Consider the following 15,358-nt stretch of genomic DNA (forward strand, 5'->3'; position numbering starts at 1 on the left):
TTCTCCTCATCTCTCCGTCGAACCTGGGAGTCGTGCTGCCTGTTGTACGCGGGCTGTTCGACCGGCGTGGCCGGTCGTGCAGCCCCTGCACAGGGTCGTGCAGGCCCTGCACGACGGGACGGCGACAGGCACCACCGTGATTCGATGCACGCGTCATCGCGGACGAGATCGAGGGGAAACCGAAAGTCATGGCACAGGGTCGACTTGCTGGAAAGGTCGTGCTGCTCACCGGCACCGCCGGCGGGATGGGGCGCGTGACCGCTCAGCTCTTCGCGAGCGAGGGTGCGGTCGTGGTCGGGTGTGACGTCGACGTGGAGGGCGCGGCCGAGACCGTGCGTCTCGTCGAGGCCGCCGGCGGCGTCATCGACTCGAGCGCTCCGGTGGACCTCGGGCGTCACGAGGACGTCGAGCGTTGGATCACCGAGGCCACGGAGAAGCACGGGCGAATCGACGTGCTCTACAACAACGCGAGCATGCCCCGATTTGGGCCGTTCGCATCGCAGAGCGACGAGGACTACCTCTTCACCGTCGACAACGAGCTGCACCTCGTGTGGCGCGCGTGCCATCTCGCGTGGCCGCACCTGGCGAAGGTGCGCGGCGCGATCGTCAACATCGGCTCCGTGGCCGGCATCCAGGGCGCCCGGGCCCTGCCCCAAGCGGCGCACGCCGCCGCCAAGGGTGCCGTGCTGGCCCTGACGCGTCAGCTCGCGGCCGAGGGCGTCGCCGACGGGATCCGCGTGAACTCGGTGAGCCCCGGCGTCATGGGAACCCCTCCGATCCTCGCGATGTACGAGGCGCTGGGCAAGAACGCGCCGGTGGCTCCCATCGTCGAGCGGACGATCACTGGGAAGCCGGGCGACCCGATCGCCGTCGCCTACGCCGGCCTCTACCTCGCCTCCGACGAGGCGGCCTGGGTCACAGGCACGAACATCGTGGTCGACGGCGGGGCGCACGCGTACATGTGACCGCAGAGACGCGTACTTGTGACGCGAAGTCAGTGGCGACGTGAGGAGCCGTGGGCCGAGGCCCACGGCTCCCTGGCGTCTGCCCGCAGATCCAGAGCAACTCCTAAAACGCCGTGCCCGGGGACGACCCCCGTCGCCGTGCCGCGAGTCGACACTTCCATTCGATACTGTGCGTATCGTATGCTTCCGTAGCAGGTGGGACGGGAACCGGGCAGAGGCGCCGCACTGCGCCTCACGAAAGCACGGCTGGTCCCGCACATGTCGCAAGCAGAACTGGCAACCAAGGAGAGTCCACCAATGAAGCTGGGACGCATCGCCGTCAACGGTCCGGACGGCGAGGAGATCCGTGTGATCGCCGCCGAGCCGGAGAACGGACGGGTCATCGACCTCAAGAAGGCATACGCCCTTGCGCTGCAGAAGGGCGGCGCCACCGTCGAGGGCTCTCGCCACCTCGCCCACGCGACCTTCCGGGACCTGACCCAGGGCGTCTCGAGCGGAGACTTCTTCCTCGAGGCCGCGCACCGGGCGCTCGACGCGGCGGACGACGCCTCGATCCCGCTCGGCGACGCGGACTTCCGTGCGGCGATCAAGCCGCCGGTGCTCCGCGACAGCCTGACGTTCAACGGTCACATCAAGAACTTCTTCGGCAACGTCATGAAGACGAAGCCCACGCGCGCCGTGTACGAGCGCCCGGGCTTCTTCAAGGGCTCGACGGCGACCCTGTACGGCACGAACGAGACGATCCCCTACCCGAGCATCACCGAGAAGCTCGACTACGAGCTCGAGATCGGCTACATCATCGGCAAGCCCGGGCGCAACCTGACTCCCGACAACGCGTTCGACCACGTCTTCGGCATCACGATCTTCAACGACTGGTCCCTTCGGGACGTCCAGGTCCACGAGAGCCCGATCGGCATGGGCGCTCAGCACTCCAAGGACTTCGCGTACGGAATCGGCCCGTGGATCGTGACGCTCGACGAGATCGACTCGATCATCGGCCTCACCGGCCAGGTGCGGGTCAACGGCGAGGTCTGGTCGGACACGAAGGTCGAGGACTTCATCTGGACGCCGGAGGAGACGGTCGCCTACGTCTCCGCTCTCAACGGCCTCCAGCCTGGAGACCTCATCGGCTCCGGGACGATGGCGTTCGGCGCCGGCGCCGAGCTCCAGAAGTTCCTCCAGCCCGGTGACGTCCTCGAGCTCGAGCTCGAGAAGGTCGGGGTGCTGCGCAACCCGATCGCCACGGAGAAGGAAGAGCCCGGCTGGTGGCCCACCCCGCAGCCCTTCCCCTTCGAGGAGAACTGATCATGACTCTGCGCAAGCCTGTCCGCCGGGTCGTGACCGGTCACGACGACGCCGGCCGCGCCGTCGTCCTGTTCGACGACGCCGACGCCCCGAACACCTTCAGCTCCGAGACGATCCCCGGCTTCGGCGCCAGCGTCGTGTGGTTCACCCCCTCGGGCACCGTCGACCACGTAACGGACGAGGACCCCGCGCCCGCGGGCCGGCAGTTCAACTTCCCCGGCGTGGGCGAGACCATCGTGCGTATCGCGGACTTCCCCCCGGACGCGGCCTACCCGCAGAATGCCGGCGACGCCGTCTTCGAGGAGATCCAGGGCCAGGAGGAGCGCGAGGCCGGCGGCGAGCACAGCGACGGCAAGCACTTCTGGTTTCACCGCACCGAGTCGATCGACTACGCCGTCGTCCTCGAGGGCGAGATCACGCTCCTCGTCGATGAGGGCGAGGTGACGATGCGCGCCGGGGACGTCGCGATCCAGCGCGCCACCGCCCACGCCTGGTCGAACCGCACCGACAAGGTCGCCCGCATGATGTTCGTCCTGGTCGGGACCGAGCCGATAAGTCCCGCCCAGATCGCCGCGCGCCGGTCGGGCGCCAGGACTCCGGAGCCGGCGTGATCGTCGATCTCTCGGCCGCGGACGGCGAGGTCATCTGGCGGCCGGACCCCGAGACGGCCGGAGATACTCAGACCGAACGGTTCGCCGCGTTCGTCCGTGCGCGCGGCGTGCCGCTCGGTGAGGGATACCAGGCCCTCTGGGAGTGGAGCGTCGAGGACTCCGATGGCTTCTGGTCGTCGTTCGTCGAGTTCGCCGGCATCCGGCTGGGCGGCGAGCCCGGTCCTGTCCGCAACGGGGAGCCGATGCCGGCGACGCGGTGGTTCCCGGGCCGCACGCTCAACTTTGCGCGGCACATGCTGGATGGTCGCGACGGTACGGCTCTCATTGCGATCTCCGAGGACGGCAACACCGACGAGATCTCCTTCGAGGACCTGCGGGCGCAGGTGGGTGCCCTCGCGGCCCACCTCCGCTCCCTCGGTGTCGGCGCGGGCGACCGCGTGGTCGCCGTCCTGCCCAACGTCCCCGAGGCCATCGTCGGGCTCCTCGCCACGGCGTCGCTCGGGGCGGTCTGGTCGGTCTGCTCCCCGGAGTTCGGCCCCGGCGCGATTGTCTCGCGCTTCGCCCAGCTCGAGCCGAAGGCGGTGCTCGCCTCCCCGGGCTACCGGCTGGCCGGCAAGGACCGCGACCGGTGCGCGGAGCTCACCGAGATATTGGAGCAGCTCCCCACCGTCGAACAGGTCGTCTGGGTGACCCGGCATGCCCCCTCGGTCCCTGCGCCGGAGACGGCGGTCCCTGCCGTCGCCTGGGCGGATGTCGTCGCAGCGTCGGCCGAGCCGCAGTTCGTTGACGTCGAGTTCAGTCATCCGCTGTGGGTGCTCTTCTCCTCCGGGACGACCGGGGTGCCCAAGGGCATCGTCCACGGCCACGGCGGCGCCCTACTCGAGGAGTTGCAAATGCTCCTCTTCGGCGGCGACTTGCGCGCCGGAGACCGGTTCTTCTCCGTCGCCTCGACGAGCTGGGTCGTATGGAACTCCCTCGTCAGCGCCATGGGCGTCGGCGCCACGCCCGTTCTCGTCGACGGGAACCCCACGTTCCCCTCGCTCGACCGCGTCTGGGAGGTCGCGGCCCGCACGCGCACCGCGGTGCTCGGCCTCGGGGCGGGGTTCGTTCACGCCTGCGCGAAGTCCGAACTGGTGCCGCACCATGACCATGACCTGCGGGCGCTGCGCGAGATCCAGGTGACCGGTTCCCCCCTCTCTGCGGACGGGTTCCGGTGGGTCTACCGCAACGTCGGTGACGTGTGGCTGGTCTCGATGAGCGGCGGCACCGACATCGCCGGCTGCTTCGTCGGCGGCGCGCCCACGGAACCTGTGCGGGTCGGGTATATCCAGGCCCCAGCGCTGGGCGCCAAGGTCGAGTCCTGGGACGAGGCGGGGCACCCAACGACCAGCAAGGGTGAACTTGTCGTCACGGCTCCGATGCCCTCGATGCCGTTGTACCTCTGGGGCGACGCCGACGGGTCCCGGTACCGCGCCAGCTACTTCGAGACGTTTCCCGGCGTCTGGCGGCACGGCGATTTCATCGAGATCTCCGACAAGGGCATCCTCATCCTCGGCCGTTCGGACTCGACGCTGAACCGCAACGGCATCCGGCTTGGCTCGGCGGACATCTACGCCGTGGTCGAGGCCCTGCCCGAGGTCGCCGAGGCGATGGTCGTCGGCGCGGAGATCGGCGAGGAGGACTACTACATGCCGCTGTTCGTCGCTCTGCCCGACGGCGTAAGCGAGGAGATCGCGAAGGCAGCTATCGAGCGTGCAATCCGGACCAACCTCTCGGCCCGGTACTTGCCGGACGACATCGTCGTGATGCGCGCCATCCCGCACACCAAGACCGGCAAGAAGCTCGAGGTTCCCGTCAAGCGGCTCATCCAAGGCGCGGCCCTAGCCGACGTCGTTGACCTCGGCGCCGTCGACGACCCACCGCTGCTCCACGAGTACGCGGCGCTCGCGGCGTCCCAACCCGCCGTCGCGTGATCAAAAGAAGGGAGCTCGCCAGCGTCGGCACCGTGCCCACGGCACTCGTCCTCGACGTCGACCTCGAGGCGCCGCTCGGTTGGGCGCCTGATGCGCCGTTGCTGCGTATCCCGGGCGCAAGCTTTCACCGATTTGGCAGCAACCAGTCGTGGACGCGGGCCATCTGACGCACTGTCAACCCTAGGCGGTCGTCAGGGGCTAGTAGCAGCGCCTCTGGGTGGTCTGCCCGGATGCGCCGCGCCACGGTGGACGGCATGTGATCATCGCACCACGCCCACCGGACCGGTTGCCGCTCCTCTACGAGAGCCAGAGCGGTCCGGGTCTTCCACCCGTTCCACCACGCCGGCGACCCCGGCCCTTCCACACGGTAGGGCGGTACCTCGAACGGTGGCAGGCCGAGGTCCTCCCCTAGTCGCTGGACGGCTGCGTCGGGCCAGGTGGTGAGCCAGACAACCTCGCCCCCTGCCTCGACCAGACGAGTCAGGGTGGCGAGCACCTCGGGCAGGTACGGCATGGCGAAGCTTCCGTACTGCACGACGGAGCCACCCTCGACGGGTTCGTAGCCGCAGAGTGTGCCGTCGACGTCGAGCAGGAGCAGCGGACTACCGGTGGTCACAGCTGGCCGCGCAGTTCGATCAGTCGCGGCTCGGACCGGACGGGATTCACACGTCGACCGCGTAGGACAGCGGCGATGGCATCTAGGCCGTCGGCGACATCGTCCTCATCGGCGCCGTACGCGCGTCCGGCCTCGGCGTTCCTCCGGTCGAGGAGATGGGCGATAACCTGCTCGACGGTCGCATCGACAGGGTGCACACCGTGCTCACCGCACCACGTCAGCCACTTGCTCCACGCGGCCTCGAACCGGTCGCGGACGTGGTCCGGCATCGCGGAGAAAAACATCGACGGCAGCGAGTCCCTCATCGCTTCTCCTCATCATCGCCGTAGGTGGGGTCGGCGAGGCGCTGGAGGAGGTCGGCGTACCGGGCGATGACCTCCTGGGCGGCATGCTCGACGCTCTCGCGGTGGAGTGCCCGCACAAGCGGAGACTCCTCGATCACGCGCCTGGCCTCGTCCTCGTCATCGGCCGGGAGCAGCAGCGCGGCCTCGAACGCGTCGCGATCACGGTCGCGTCCCGCCCGGTACAGCGCAGTTCGTTGTGCCTCGTCCGCCAGTCCGGCCGGGTCCTTCAGCAGACGCTCGATCGCATCCCGGCGCTGGGCACTGGTCATCTCCTCCACGCGCACCATGCCCACCTCGAAGTCACGGAACCAGACGTCCTGGCCCAAGGCCTCCCACAACTCGTAGTAGTCCGGGGCCGTAGGATCGTGCTCGCCGCACCGCCCCCCCCCCCACCCGTCGCCCACGGGTACGGGACGGCCGAGCCCGCCGCAGCGGTCGCACGTCAGCGTCATCGCCGCGCCGATCGTGGCCACCGCGACCCTCACACCGGCAGGTGTTCGTGGTGCCGACGTAGTGATGAGGAACCACGGGGGGTCGTCGATCATCCAGATCCCGTGGACGGGATGCCTCCCAGCCATGTCGCGCAGGGTACGCAGCAGGGGGCGCCACCCGGGGTATGCCTCGTCAGCCCCCTGATTGAGCATGTCGAGGAAGTAGTTGCGCTCACTCACCCAAGTCCTCCCGTGCCTTGGTGTCGTCGCGCAGCGTGATGACGTCGTCTTCTCCCTCGCCGATCATGGCCAGTCGGTCCAGGACTCGACCCCACCGATAGATCACCGCATCGGTCGCCCGATCGACTTCGCCGCGGCGCAGAACCCGCATCAGCGGGGACTCCTCCACCATCCGGCGCGCCTCGTCCTCGTCATCGGTCGGAATCTGCAGAGCCTCATCGAACGCCGCCCAGTCACGGCGACGTGCCGCCTGGAACAGGGCATGCCGTTCCACCTGATCCGCCACGGCCACGGGGTCTTCCGAGAGGCGAGCGATGGCGTCCTGCCGCTGCGCTGCGGTCATCTCCGCAACCCTGACCATCCCCACCTCGGCGTCGTTGAACCACTCCCCTTGGTTCAGCCCCTCCCACAACTCGCTGTAGAAGGGGGCCGCCGGGTCGTGGCCGCCGCACCGCACCCGCCACACCCCCTCGACTCCTACGGGGCGTCCCAGCCCTCCGCACTGGTCGCAGGTACGGTTCATCGTCGCCCCGATGACCGCCAGCGCGGCTCCTACCGTGGGGGGCGCCACAGGTGGCGGCACCGCGAGCTTGACCGTGGGGCCATCGTCGACCTTCCAGGTGGCCCGAACCAGATGGTGTTCAGCGATGTCGCGGACGGTGCGCAGCAGGGGTCGCCAGCCCGGCAGTTCGTCTTCGGCGGCGGGGTCGGTAAGGAGCACGCCACGAACGTAGAGCCCAAGCCGGGGGCCGTGTAATGGCACGTATAGGCGTTGCAGCACAGCGCCCCCCGGCAGGTGAGGCGTTCGCGGGAGCGACCTCTGGCGTTGGTCCGGGCAATGCGTCGGCAAGTGCGTGTGGCCACGACTTCCCCCGCCCGCTCACTGAAATGCTGAACGGCATCCCGGTCGGTGCCTTGAACAGTTCCCGCGAGGGCGAGCGGACGAGCGCCCGCGCACACGGTCGCAAGTGCAACGGAGATCCGGTGAGCCCCTTGAGTTGAGCCGGCGCGTTGTCTGGACCATTGCCTCCGAACGCCTTCAGAGTCCTGACATGCGAGAACCGCCCCGCACACGGGCGTGCGGGGCGGTTCAGTCCGGTGACGTTACCGAGAGAGAGCGGCGTCAATCTCCGTGGAATCCGGGGAGGTGGCGGGGCCGCGCCGTGTGACGGCGATGCCGGCGGCGACGTTTGCCCTCCTGACCGATTCGACGAGGTCTCGGCCGAGGCACATGTTCGCGCAGAGCACGCCGGTGTGCGCATCCCCGGCACCGTTGGTGTCGACGGCCTTCACGTCGATGCCTGGCACGAGGACGGGTTCGCTGCCGGCCTGGGCCACCCAACACCCCTTGGCCCCGACGCGCACGAGAACGAGTGCGTCCAGCGCCGCCGCCAGCCGGGACGCGACCTTGTCGGCCGTCAGGTCGGCTGCTGCCGTGCTGGGGTCGACACGTTCGAGAAGGATCCGGGCCTCTCGCTCGTTCACCGTCCAGACTGTGGCCGCCTGGACGACGAGGTCGAGCGTGGCCGTTGGCACGTCGCCGATCACCGGGGACGCGTCGACGACGACGGGGGCCGTGCCGCCGACTCTGGTGAGGAACCGGGCCAGGGCCGCTGCGTTGGCGGGGTGGTGGAGTGAGTACCCGGTCACGTAGACGACGTCAACCTTATCGACCTGCACGGTGTCGTGCGCATCGGCCGGGAGAGCGCCCTCGGCGCCGACGGTGGAGATGAAGGTGCGTTCCGCCGTGTCGTCGATGAGGGCCACGCAGAATCCTGAGTCCAGTTCGGGGTGCGGGGGGTGGAACATCTCGATGCCCTCGGCCTCGAGCTTGTGCCGGATCAGGTCTCCGAGCGGGCCGCTTCCGTGGCCGCCGGCGTACACGACGTGGGCGCCTTCGCGCCGTGCGGCGGCCATGACGTTGTAACCGCCGCCGACCTCCGTCGCGGCGTTCCGCGCGAAGACGTCAGCACCGGGCTGCGGGACGGCAGCGACGTCCATCACGAGGTCGACGATGGCCTGCCCGGTGTGGATGACTTTCCCGCTCATGGCGCTCAGCCCCTGCTCACACGGCTGCCGGCGCGGGCGCCACCCAGGACGGCATACAGGACGCCGGCCACGAGGAGTGTGGCGACCCATGCCAGTCCGTTGCTGCCGATCCAGGTGTCGGCCAGGGCGCCGGTGAACCACACCTCGTGATCGCTGACACGGGCGGTGCTGAAGAGGAAGCCGACGACGATGGCCACCGCCCAGGACAGCGTGCTGCGCCACTCGACGCCGCCGCGGTAGAAGTAGCCGGACGAGCTGGACAGGTCCATGAGCGAGTCGGCGTCGTAGTGGCGGCGGCCGATCATGTCGACGATGAACACGCCGACCCACGCCGTGATGGGCACGGCGAGCAGCGAGATGAAGGTGATGAAGGGCCCGTAGAAGCTGTCCGAGATGAGGATGAAGTAGATCGCACCGAGGGTGGTGACGACGACGTCAAGAACCACCGCGTACACGCGCTTGATGCGGAAGCCGAGCGTCAGGGTGGTCAGACCGGCCGAGTAGACGGAGAGGTGGTTGGACAGGAGCAGCCCACCGAAGGCGGTGATGAGGTACGGGATCGCCACCCACGCGGGGAGCAGCGACCGGACCGCGGCTACCGGGTCGCCGGCGGAGGCAAGGCTGCTGTCGCCAGCGGCGAGGAGGCTGCCCAGGCCGATGATGAAGACCAGCGGGATGCCCGCCCCTGCCGCGGCGGAGGCGACGAGTGAGGACGCCTTGACGTGGCCGGCTTGGTATCGCGACATGTCGGCGCCGGCGTTGGCCCAGCCGATGCCGGTGCCGGCGGCGATGGTGCCGATGCCGATGATGACGGCGGACGTCGGGCCGGCGGTGGTGGCGGCGACGGCGCTCCAGTCGATCGTGGTGACGAGGTAGGCGCCGACGAGCACGTTCAGCGCACCGAAGATCCAGGTGGCCCACTTCTGGACGGTTACGAGGAAGGCGTGCCCCATCCCGGAGACGGCCACGGTGCAGCCCACGAAGATGAGGATGCAGACGAGCGCCAGCACCGGGGTCTGCTTGGCCTCGGGGTTCGTGCCGAGGATGAGTGCGGACAGCGACAGGAGCGCGAACGCACCGGTCGCGGTGTTGACCGTCTCCCAGCCCAGGCGTGAGCCCAGAGAGACAAGCGTGGGCCCGATGTTGCCGCGCACGCCGAACGTCGCCCGGGAGAGGGTCAGGCTCGGGGCGCCGCCGCGTCGTCCCGCGATGGAGATGACCCCGACGAGGGCGAAGGATCCGAACGCGCCGAGGGCAGCGGCGAGGAGGGCCTGCCACACGTTCATGCCGAGGGCGACGAGGGTGACACCGAGCGGGATGCCGAGGATGGAGAGGTTGGCGGCGAACCACACCCAGAAGAGGTCCAGGGGGTTGCCGTTGCGCTCGTCCTGGGGCACCGGTTCGATGCCGCGCTGCTCGTACTTCGAGAGCACCACGGTCTCTGGGGACTCGGCTGGGGAACGCGTTTCTTGGGCGCGCGTAGGCATGGCGATGCATCCTCCTTGATGTGCTGCTGATGATCTGATGAGGCGAGGTGGGGGTTCTTCGCCTAGCTGTGGGTCGCGCCCGTACGGGCGAGGACAGGGTTGCGGCGTAGGTGCAGCAGGCGTGCGACCACGGGTTCGATCTCGATGCCGGAGACGGTGAGGGTCTGCGCGACCGCTCCGGCGGGGAACGCTCCGGTCCCGGTCGTCGCCCCGAGGATCGCGCCCGCCATGGCTGCGACCGTGTCAGTGTCGCCGCCGATGCTCGCTGCGAAGCACAGGCCTTCGAACGGTGCATCGCGGAAGTAGCTCGCGATGACCAGGGCGCTCGGGACCGACTCCTGCGACTGCACAGACGTGCCGACGACGCCGCTGAGGAAGTCCGCCAGCTCGTTCTCGTCCATGCCGCCGGAAGCCTGGAGCGCGAACCTCGTCCGGTCGGGGATCGACGCTCCCGCGATCCACCGGCCGAGTCTCTCCGCGCTGCGGCTGAGCTCGAGCCCGTAGGCGATGGCCTCGTCGATGCCGGCGCCGTCGACACCGGCGGAGACGGCACCTCCGACGGCTGCCGCCGCGGACAGGCCCAGGTTGGTGTTGTGGGTGACGAAGCTCAGGTCGTGGACAGCCCTCAGCAACAGCTCGGGCTGGGTGGATGGCACGGCGACGGCCACCGGGGTGATGCGCATGGCGGCACCGTTCGTCGTCCCGGCCGAGCCCGCACTGGCAGGGTCCGTGCCGCCGGCGATCGCGGCCACCGCGGCCGAGGTCGAAGGCCCGAGCAGGTCCAGCGAGCCCTTCTCCCGCATACCGTGCTCCCACGCGATGAGGGCGTCGGCGAACTCCCTGGGCGAAACGCGGCCGTCACCGGCGACGAGCAGGTCGGCGACGAGCAGCGCCTGCTCCGTGTCGTCCGTGACCGAGCCCGCTGGCATCCCGGCGGCGATGGGCTGGTTGGCGGGCGCGTCGACCAGGCCGCTGATGTGACCGAACTGTTGCACGATCTGCTCGCGCGACATCGACTGTGTGGGCATTCCCAGCGCGTCCCCGAGCGCAAGGCCGGTCATCGCACCGATCGCGCGGTCCTCGAGCGTCATCGCGCCGTGACCTCGTCACCGAACGTGAGGTGCAGGCTGAAGTGGGCCGGGTCGAGGTAGGACTCGACACGCTCGACGAACTGACCGGAACGGTCGAAGGAGATGCGGACCGTCCGCAGGAACGAGCTTCCGGGCTCGCGGCCGAGGATCTCTGCCACCTCGGCCCCGATCGTCGCTACCGAGACGTCCTGGGTGCCGTGGTCAGCCACCAGGCCGGCGCTCCGCAGGGTCTCTGTCAAGGAGTGGTTCACCAGGCCGGTGTCCGGTAGTGACGCCAGGCCTTCGCGCGCCGGCACGACCGCCTGCTCGTACGAGACGCCGGTTCCGCCGAGAAGCCGTCGGCGTCGCACCACGACGCAGCCGTCCGCGCCGAGCTGCGGGACATCGCTGATCTCGGAGCCTGACATGAGTTCGATGCCGAGTTCCTCGGTGGTGATGTCGGCGCCCGTCGCAGAAAGTGCGCGCGCCCAGCCACCCTTGGCGTCCAGCGGCGTGCCCTCGAAGGTGACGAACGATCCGACCCCGGCGCGCGTGGCGATCAGGTCCTGCTCCTGCAGGTCGCGGAGCGCTTGGCGCACGGTTCCGCGGGAGACGGCGAACTCGGCGGCGATCTCCGCCTCGCTGCCGAGCCTGTCCCCGGACTGGAGCTCACCGCCCCGGATGCGCCGGGCGAGCGCATCAACAATCTGTTCCCGTCGCGTCCTCGCGATCACCTGCGATGCCATGCTGTACATGTTCATACCTGTACAGCGCAGTTGTCAAGGACCCACCTGCGTTGTCGTCGGGCAGACGGGGGTCCGGCGCGCCCGCCCGGCCGGATTCCGATCAGGTCGGGCCCACACGCTGGAGCCATCTCCGCTGTGCCGGGTTGCCGGCAGAGTTTTGAAGAACCTGAGGAAACGAGCAACGAAGGGATACGGCGATCGCAACTGTCCGTGGCCGCGCACTTGCGCGACGCCTGACTCAGGCGGTCGCTGACAAGCCGTTTCGGTGAGTCCGATATCTTTGGAGCACAATGAGGGATCAACTTAGGCGCACGTCGACGCGCGGAGGAGACGAATAGCCGCATGACCCGGGGAGTTACTAACAACGAGAACCGCGCTTCCGCCGAGAACGAGCGGCTATGAGCAATCCGTGGCTAGTCGGCCGGTTGTTCAAGGTACTTCGTGTGGATGTGGAGGACGCGACTATCCACTTCCAGACTCAGAACGGTGACGTCGGGCGGGTGTCAGGTCTCCCGGACACGGAGCAAGTGGAGGTCGGCGACGTCTTGTTGGTCGGCCAGAACGACTGGGAGTTTGCACCGGACGACCTCTGGCATCAGTCGAACCAGATCACTACGGTCAGGCGAGTGCTTGATGACGGCTCGGTGCTCGTGGACAGCGGCGTCGGTTTTCAGAGGGTCACGAATCCGAACGCGCTGGAGCTGGCCCCCGGCAACATGGTGGAGTACAACGACGCCCAAGGCGTGCTTTCGGTCGTGTCCGAGCGACCTCTCAGAAGCGGCATCTTCGGCAATGAGAACGAAAACGTCGAAGCCGAGTACCTTATCGACAAAGCAGGCGAAGGACCGACATTCGAAGACTTCGGCGGCTATCCCGACGTCATCGCGCGCGCCAAGGAACTTATTGAGACCCAGCTTGAGCATCGTGACGAACTAGACGCCATCGGTGCGAGGCCGGTCAAGGGCATTCTGTTCACGGGCGCCCCGGGCACAGGCAAGACGCATCTCGCTCGAATCATAGCGCGCGAGTCGAAGGCCGATTTCTACCTAATCAGCGGACCATCGATCGTCAGCAAGTTCGTCGGAGACACCGAGGACACGCTGCGACGGATTTTCGATGCAGCCACGAACGCGAAGAATGGCAGGGCAATCATCTTCTTCGACGAGATCGACAGCATCGCTGAGAAGCGGACAGGCGAGTCGCACGAAGCTTCGAAACGTCTCGTGGCGCAGCTTCTGACGCTCATGGACGGCTTCGACGACAAGGGCAAGAGCGTGGTCGTCATCGCGGCAACCAACCGAGTCGACGCCCTCGACCCGGCCTTGACTCGACCTGGTCGGTTTGACTGGGAGATCGAGTTCGGACTGCCGAACGTCACAGACCGCTACGAGATCCTTAGGGTTCGCGCCAGCCAACTGAAGACGTTGGGTGAGCTACCGCTCGAGGACATCGCGGCACTGTCCGAAGGGTGGTCGGCAGCGGAACTCACCTCAGTCTGGACCGAGGCGGCCCTCTTGGCCGCCGGCGACTCAAGAGATGTCCTTGCGGCCGAGGACGTTGCCCAAGCATTCGAACGCGTGGCTCAGAGGCCACGACGTTCCAATGGATCTCAGGTTGTCGCATGAGTGCGCCGAAGTGGTGGCGGCGACTCCGGAATCAGCCGGTGGCGGCCGAGCCAGGACGCAGCGCGGTTGACGAAGACAAGCCGGACCTGCGCGAGTTTGTCTACCTCGATGAGGTGAGCCTTCGCAGTTTGCTTTCGTCACAGAAGGGCGGGGTTACCGATTCAACTTCGGAACAGGCCACTGACGCGAGCGAAGCGGCCCTCGCGGGCACGGTAAGCGCAAGCTCGCCCCTCATCGGGAAAGCGGGCGTTGAATCTCGGTACCAGACCAGCAACAGCAGCACGATTCAGACGTCACGTAAAGCTACCGTCCAATCCTGGTTCCGAGAGTTCCATGAGATCAAGGGCTTACGTCTCATCGAGTTGGTGAAGCCGTCGAATCCCGCTAGAGACTTGGCGGAGTTGAATGGCGTCGGAGAAGCGTCCCTACGCGCCAGGACTGACCAACTACAGCGCGGCACGCTCGTCGAATACCGCGTGCGACTATCTGCCGACCCTGTCTTTCACCTGGGCACGATGGTCTCCGAGTTCACTGGGATGGCCGAGGACTATCCGGACATGTTCGCGGGAGGGAACGGGCTTGGTTCGCTGAAGGAGGTTCAGCCAATCAACAAGATCCTCCAGAGGTTGCTCGCTGGACTTATCCCGATCCGCGCGACATCGGTCGACTACGTCGTGGTTGAACTCGACGGGATCGAGTACGTCGTTCATCGGGGGCTGATCGACGGGCTTAATCTGGCAACTAAGCCGCTCCAGGTCGTGGGGGTCACTGAGCATCTCGCCTACTGGAAGGACATCCGCCGAGTCCTGTTCTCCGATGCCGAGTTCACCATGCTATGCCGTGTCTCGCGGCCCGGGCTGCATGACAGCTGGACACCCGTGAAATTAGCGGACCTATTCCGCACGGTTACGCCCAACCTGGTCGAGCAGATCAACGCGGCTGGGAAAGTACCGTTCGGTTCAGTAGGTGCGGGCCGTGCCGGGAACGTCAACGAAACGCGGCTTGCGGCGGCTCTTCAGGCGTATACCGACTCAGTTCAAGCCGACATCGGAAAGAATCTGACGGATGACCAGGCAGCTGAGGTCGACTTACTCATCGCGAGACTGAAGCCGGACGCCACAACGGTATCCGGGCAGCGAGCCGCATTCGGCACGCTAACCGACACACTAGAGAAGTTGCTCGGGAGCCGGCCCGAGGCAGCCCGGGCTCTAGAACTACGCGACGAGGCCCGGCAGAAGGCAGGCTTGTCCCTGTTTCCGGCTGTGACGGCAGCCGCACTTACTACAGTTTCGGCTCAGGCACCCGACAATCCTGCCGATGCAGCGCGCCTTCTCGACGTCGATGTAATCGCCATCTACTGGTAGGTCGAGGACATCGAGGGTCCTTTCCTGCTCCTTCCGTGCATTTGTCCAACGACAACCAGGTGAGCCAGTCGCAGCCGCGTGGAGCAACGGCCGACGTGATGCCGGACGGTCCGCGACGCGTGATGTGCTCGCGCCGTGCCCGATACAGGTTATGGGCGGTGTTTTCGCTGCCCGTCGACGAACTCTGGATCGATGTAGACCAGGCAATCATCGGTCTCCCGGGCCACCCAGTCGGGTAAGTAGAAATGCCCTTCCGGTTCGTCATCTTCCCTGCGCCGTTCCGGCTTGAACCCATACCCCAGAGCGAGGTTCAACTGGACGGCCGCCATCGCGAGGTTCTGGGCCGCCTGGTACCCAGCTTCAGGCGATTTCTCCCAGAAGAACCGAGGGCCCAGGAGGTAATGGGGCTCTTCGCAGTTGAGGGTGTAGTGCGGGTCGGCGCGTCGGTCGCCGGATAGGGGTCGAGGTCTTCCGAAGATGGAGGTTCTCACGCCACCCATCCGGAAGACCTCGACGTGCCCGACGCTACCTT

15 protein-coding genes are annotated in these 15,358 nt (G+C 67.3%); 6 read left to right on the forward strand and 9 right to left on the reverse strand.

The window, feature by feature from the left end; genetic code table 11:
- The first annotated feature begins 188 nt into the window (after window positions 1-188).
- From KZX45_RS16415 to KZX45_RS16430, 4 genes are all read left to right on the forward strand, one after another.
- Complete coding sequence (locus tag KZX45_RS16415; protein ID WP_248258831.1) at window positions 189-965, forward strand: SDR family NAD(P)-dependent oxidoreductase; 777 nt, start codon at window positions 189-191, stop codon at window positions 963-965.
- Between the two features lie 297 nt (window positions 966-1,262).
- Complete coding sequence (locus KZX45_RS16420; RefSeq protein ID WP_248258832.1) at window positions 1,263-2,270, forward strand: fumarylacetoacetate hydrolase family protein; 1,008 nt, start codon at window positions 1,263-1,265, stop codon at window positions 2,268-2,270.
- Between the two features lie 2 nt (window positions 2,271-2,272).
- Window positions 2,273-2,881: a cupin domain-containing protein gene (locus KZX45_RS16425; RefSeq protein ID WP_248258833.1), complete on the forward strand. Its 609-nt coding sequence runs from the start codon at window positions 2,273-2,275 to the stop codon at window positions 2,879-2,881.
- Window positions 2,878-4,854, forward strand: a complete 1,977-nt coding sequence (locus tag KZX45_RS16430) for an acetoacetate--CoA ligase (protein WP_248258834.1) — start codon at window positions 2,878-2,880, stop codon at window positions 4,852-4,854. The genes KZX45_RS16425 and KZX45_RS16430 overlap by 4 nt, the downstream gene beginning before the upstream one ends.
- Before the next feature lie 124 nt (window positions 4,855-4,978).
- Here KZX45_RS16430 and KZX45_RS16435 read toward each other — a convergent pair whose 3' ends face one another.
- From KZX45_RS16435 to KZX45_RS16470, 8 genes are all read right to left on the reverse strand, one after another.
- Window positions 4,979-5,470 (reverse strand): HAD domain-containing protein, encoded by a 492-nt coding sequence (locus tag KZX45_RS16435; RefSeq protein ID WP_248258835.1) that lies wholly within the window; start codon window positions 5,468-5,470, stop codon window positions 4,979-4,981.
- Window positions 5,467-5,775 carry a hypothetical protein gene (locus KZX45_RS16440; RefSeq protein WP_248258836.1) on the reverse strand — a complete coding sequence of 103 codons (309 nt, stop codon included), beginning with the start codon at window positions 5,773-5,775 and terminating at the stop codon, window positions 5,467-5,469. Before KZX45_RS16440 ends, KZX45_RS16435 begins: the two co-directional genes overlap by 4 nt.
- Window positions 5,772-6,485 carry a hypothetical protein gene (locus KZX45_RS16445; RefSeq protein WP_248258837.1) on the reverse strand — a complete coding sequence of 238 codons (714 nt, stop codon included), beginning with the start codon at window positions 6,483-6,485 and terminating at the stop codon, window positions 5,772-5,774. Before KZX45_RS16445 ends, KZX45_RS16440 begins: the two co-directional genes overlap by 4 nt.
- Entirely contained in the window at window positions 6,478-7,206 is a 729-nt protein-coding gene (locus tag KZX45_RS16450; RefSeq protein WP_248258838.1) for a hypothetical protein, read from the reverse strand. The genes KZX45_RS16445 and KZX45_RS16450 overlap by 8 nt, the downstream gene beginning before the upstream one ends.
- A 383-nt stretch (window positions 7,207-7,589) precedes the next feature.
- A complete protein-coding gene (locus tag KZX45_RS16455; RefSeq protein ID WP_308221755.1) occupies window positions 7,590-8,624 on the reverse strand; it encodes a PfkB family carbohydrate kinase in 1,035 nt (344 codons plus the stop codon).
- Window positions 8,540-9,970 carry a cytosine permease gene (locus KZX45_RS16460; protein WP_248258839.1) on the reverse strand — a complete coding sequence of 477 codons (1,431 nt, stop codon included), beginning with the start codon at window positions 9,968-9,970 and terminating at the stop codon, window positions 8,540-8,542. The genes KZX45_RS16455 and KZX45_RS16460 overlap by 85 nt, the downstream gene beginning before the upstream one ends.
- A gap of 113 nt (window positions 9,971-10,083) precedes the next feature.
- The gene (locus KZX45_RS16465) at window positions 10,084-11,112 is read right to left on the reverse strand and encodes an ADP-ribosylglycohydrolase family protein (protein WP_248258840.1); all 1,029 of its coding nucleotides are present in this window, start codon (window positions 11,110-11,112) and stop codon (window positions 10,084-10,086) included.
- Entirely contained in the window at window positions 11,109-11,837 is a 729-nt protein-coding gene (locus tag KZX45_RS16470; protein WP_248258841.1) for a GntR family transcriptional regulator, read from the reverse strand. Before KZX45_RS16470 ends, KZX45_RS16465 begins: the two co-directional genes overlap by 4 nt.
- Window positions 11,838-12,235: 398 nt before the next feature.
- On the opposite strand from KZX45_RS16470, the gene KZX45_RS16475 reads away from it, so the two are divergent.
- The gene (locus KZX45_RS16475; RefSeq protein ID WP_248258842.1) at window positions 12,236-13,462 is read left to right on the forward strand and encodes an AAA family ATPase; all 1,227 of its coding nucleotides are present in this window, start codon (window positions 12,236-12,238) and stop codon (window positions 13,460-13,462) included.
- Window positions 13,459-14,826 (forward strand): hypothetical protein, encoded by a 1,368-nt coding sequence (locus KZX45_RS16480; RefSeq protein WP_248258843.1) that lies wholly within the window; start codon window positions 13,459-13,461, stop codon window positions 14,824-14,826. Before KZX45_RS16475 ends, KZX45_RS16480 begins: the two co-directional genes overlap by 4 nt.
- A 149-nt stretch (window positions 14,827-14,975) precedes the next feature.
- On the opposite strand, the gene KZX45_RS16485 is transcribed toward KZX45_RS16480, so the two are convergent.
- Window positions 14,976-15,358 (reverse strand): hypothetical protein (locus tag KZX45_RS16485; protein ID WP_248258844.1); only part of this gene is annotated, 383 nt, incomplete at its 5' end.

It is taken from the genome of Georgenia sp. EYE_87, from assembly GCF_023148685.1.
Taxonomy (GTDB): domain Bacteria; phylum Actinomycetota; class Actinomycetes; order Actinomycetales; family Actinomycetaceae; genus Georgenia.

Bases quoted from the DNA above. Each gene is read 5' to 3' on its own strand.
- KZX45_RS16415 (WP_248258831.1), top strand. From the start codon at position 189: ATGGCACAGGGTCGACTTGCTGGAAAGGTCGTGCTGCTCACCGGCACC.
- KZX45_RS16425 (WP_248258833.1), top strand. From the start codon at position 2,273: ATGACTCTGCGCAAGCCTGTCCGCCGGGTCGTGACCGGTCACGACGAC.
- KZX45_RS16480 (WP_248258843.1), top strand. From the start codon at position 13,459: ATGAGTGCGCCGAAGTGGTGGCGGCGACTCCGGAATCAGCCGGTGGCG.
- KZX45_RS16465 (WP_248258840.1), bottom strand. From the start codon at position 11,112: ATGACGCTCGAGGACCGCGCGATCGGTGCGATGACCGGCCTTGCGCTC.
- KZX45_RS16475 (WP_248258842.1), top strand. From the start codon at position 12,236: ATGAGCAATCCGTGGCTAGTCGGCCGGTTGTTCAAGGTACTTCGTGTG.
- KZX45_RS16440 (WP_248258836.1), bottom strand. From the start codon at position 5,775: ATGAGGGACTCGCTGCCGTCGATGTTTTTCTCCGCGATGCCGGACCAC.
- KZX45_RS16420 (WP_248258832.1), top strand. From the start codon at position 1,263: ATGAAGCTGGGACGCATCGCCGTCAACGGTCCGGACGGCGAGGAGATC.
- KZX45_RS16470 (WP_248258841.1), bottom strand. From the start codon at position 11,837: ATGGCATCGCAGGTGATCGCGAGGACGCGACGGGAACAGATTGTTGAT.
- KZX45_RS16455 (WP_308221755.1), bottom strand. From the start codon at position 8,624: ATGGGTCGCCACACTCCTCGTGGCCGGCGTCCTGTATGCCGTCCTGGG.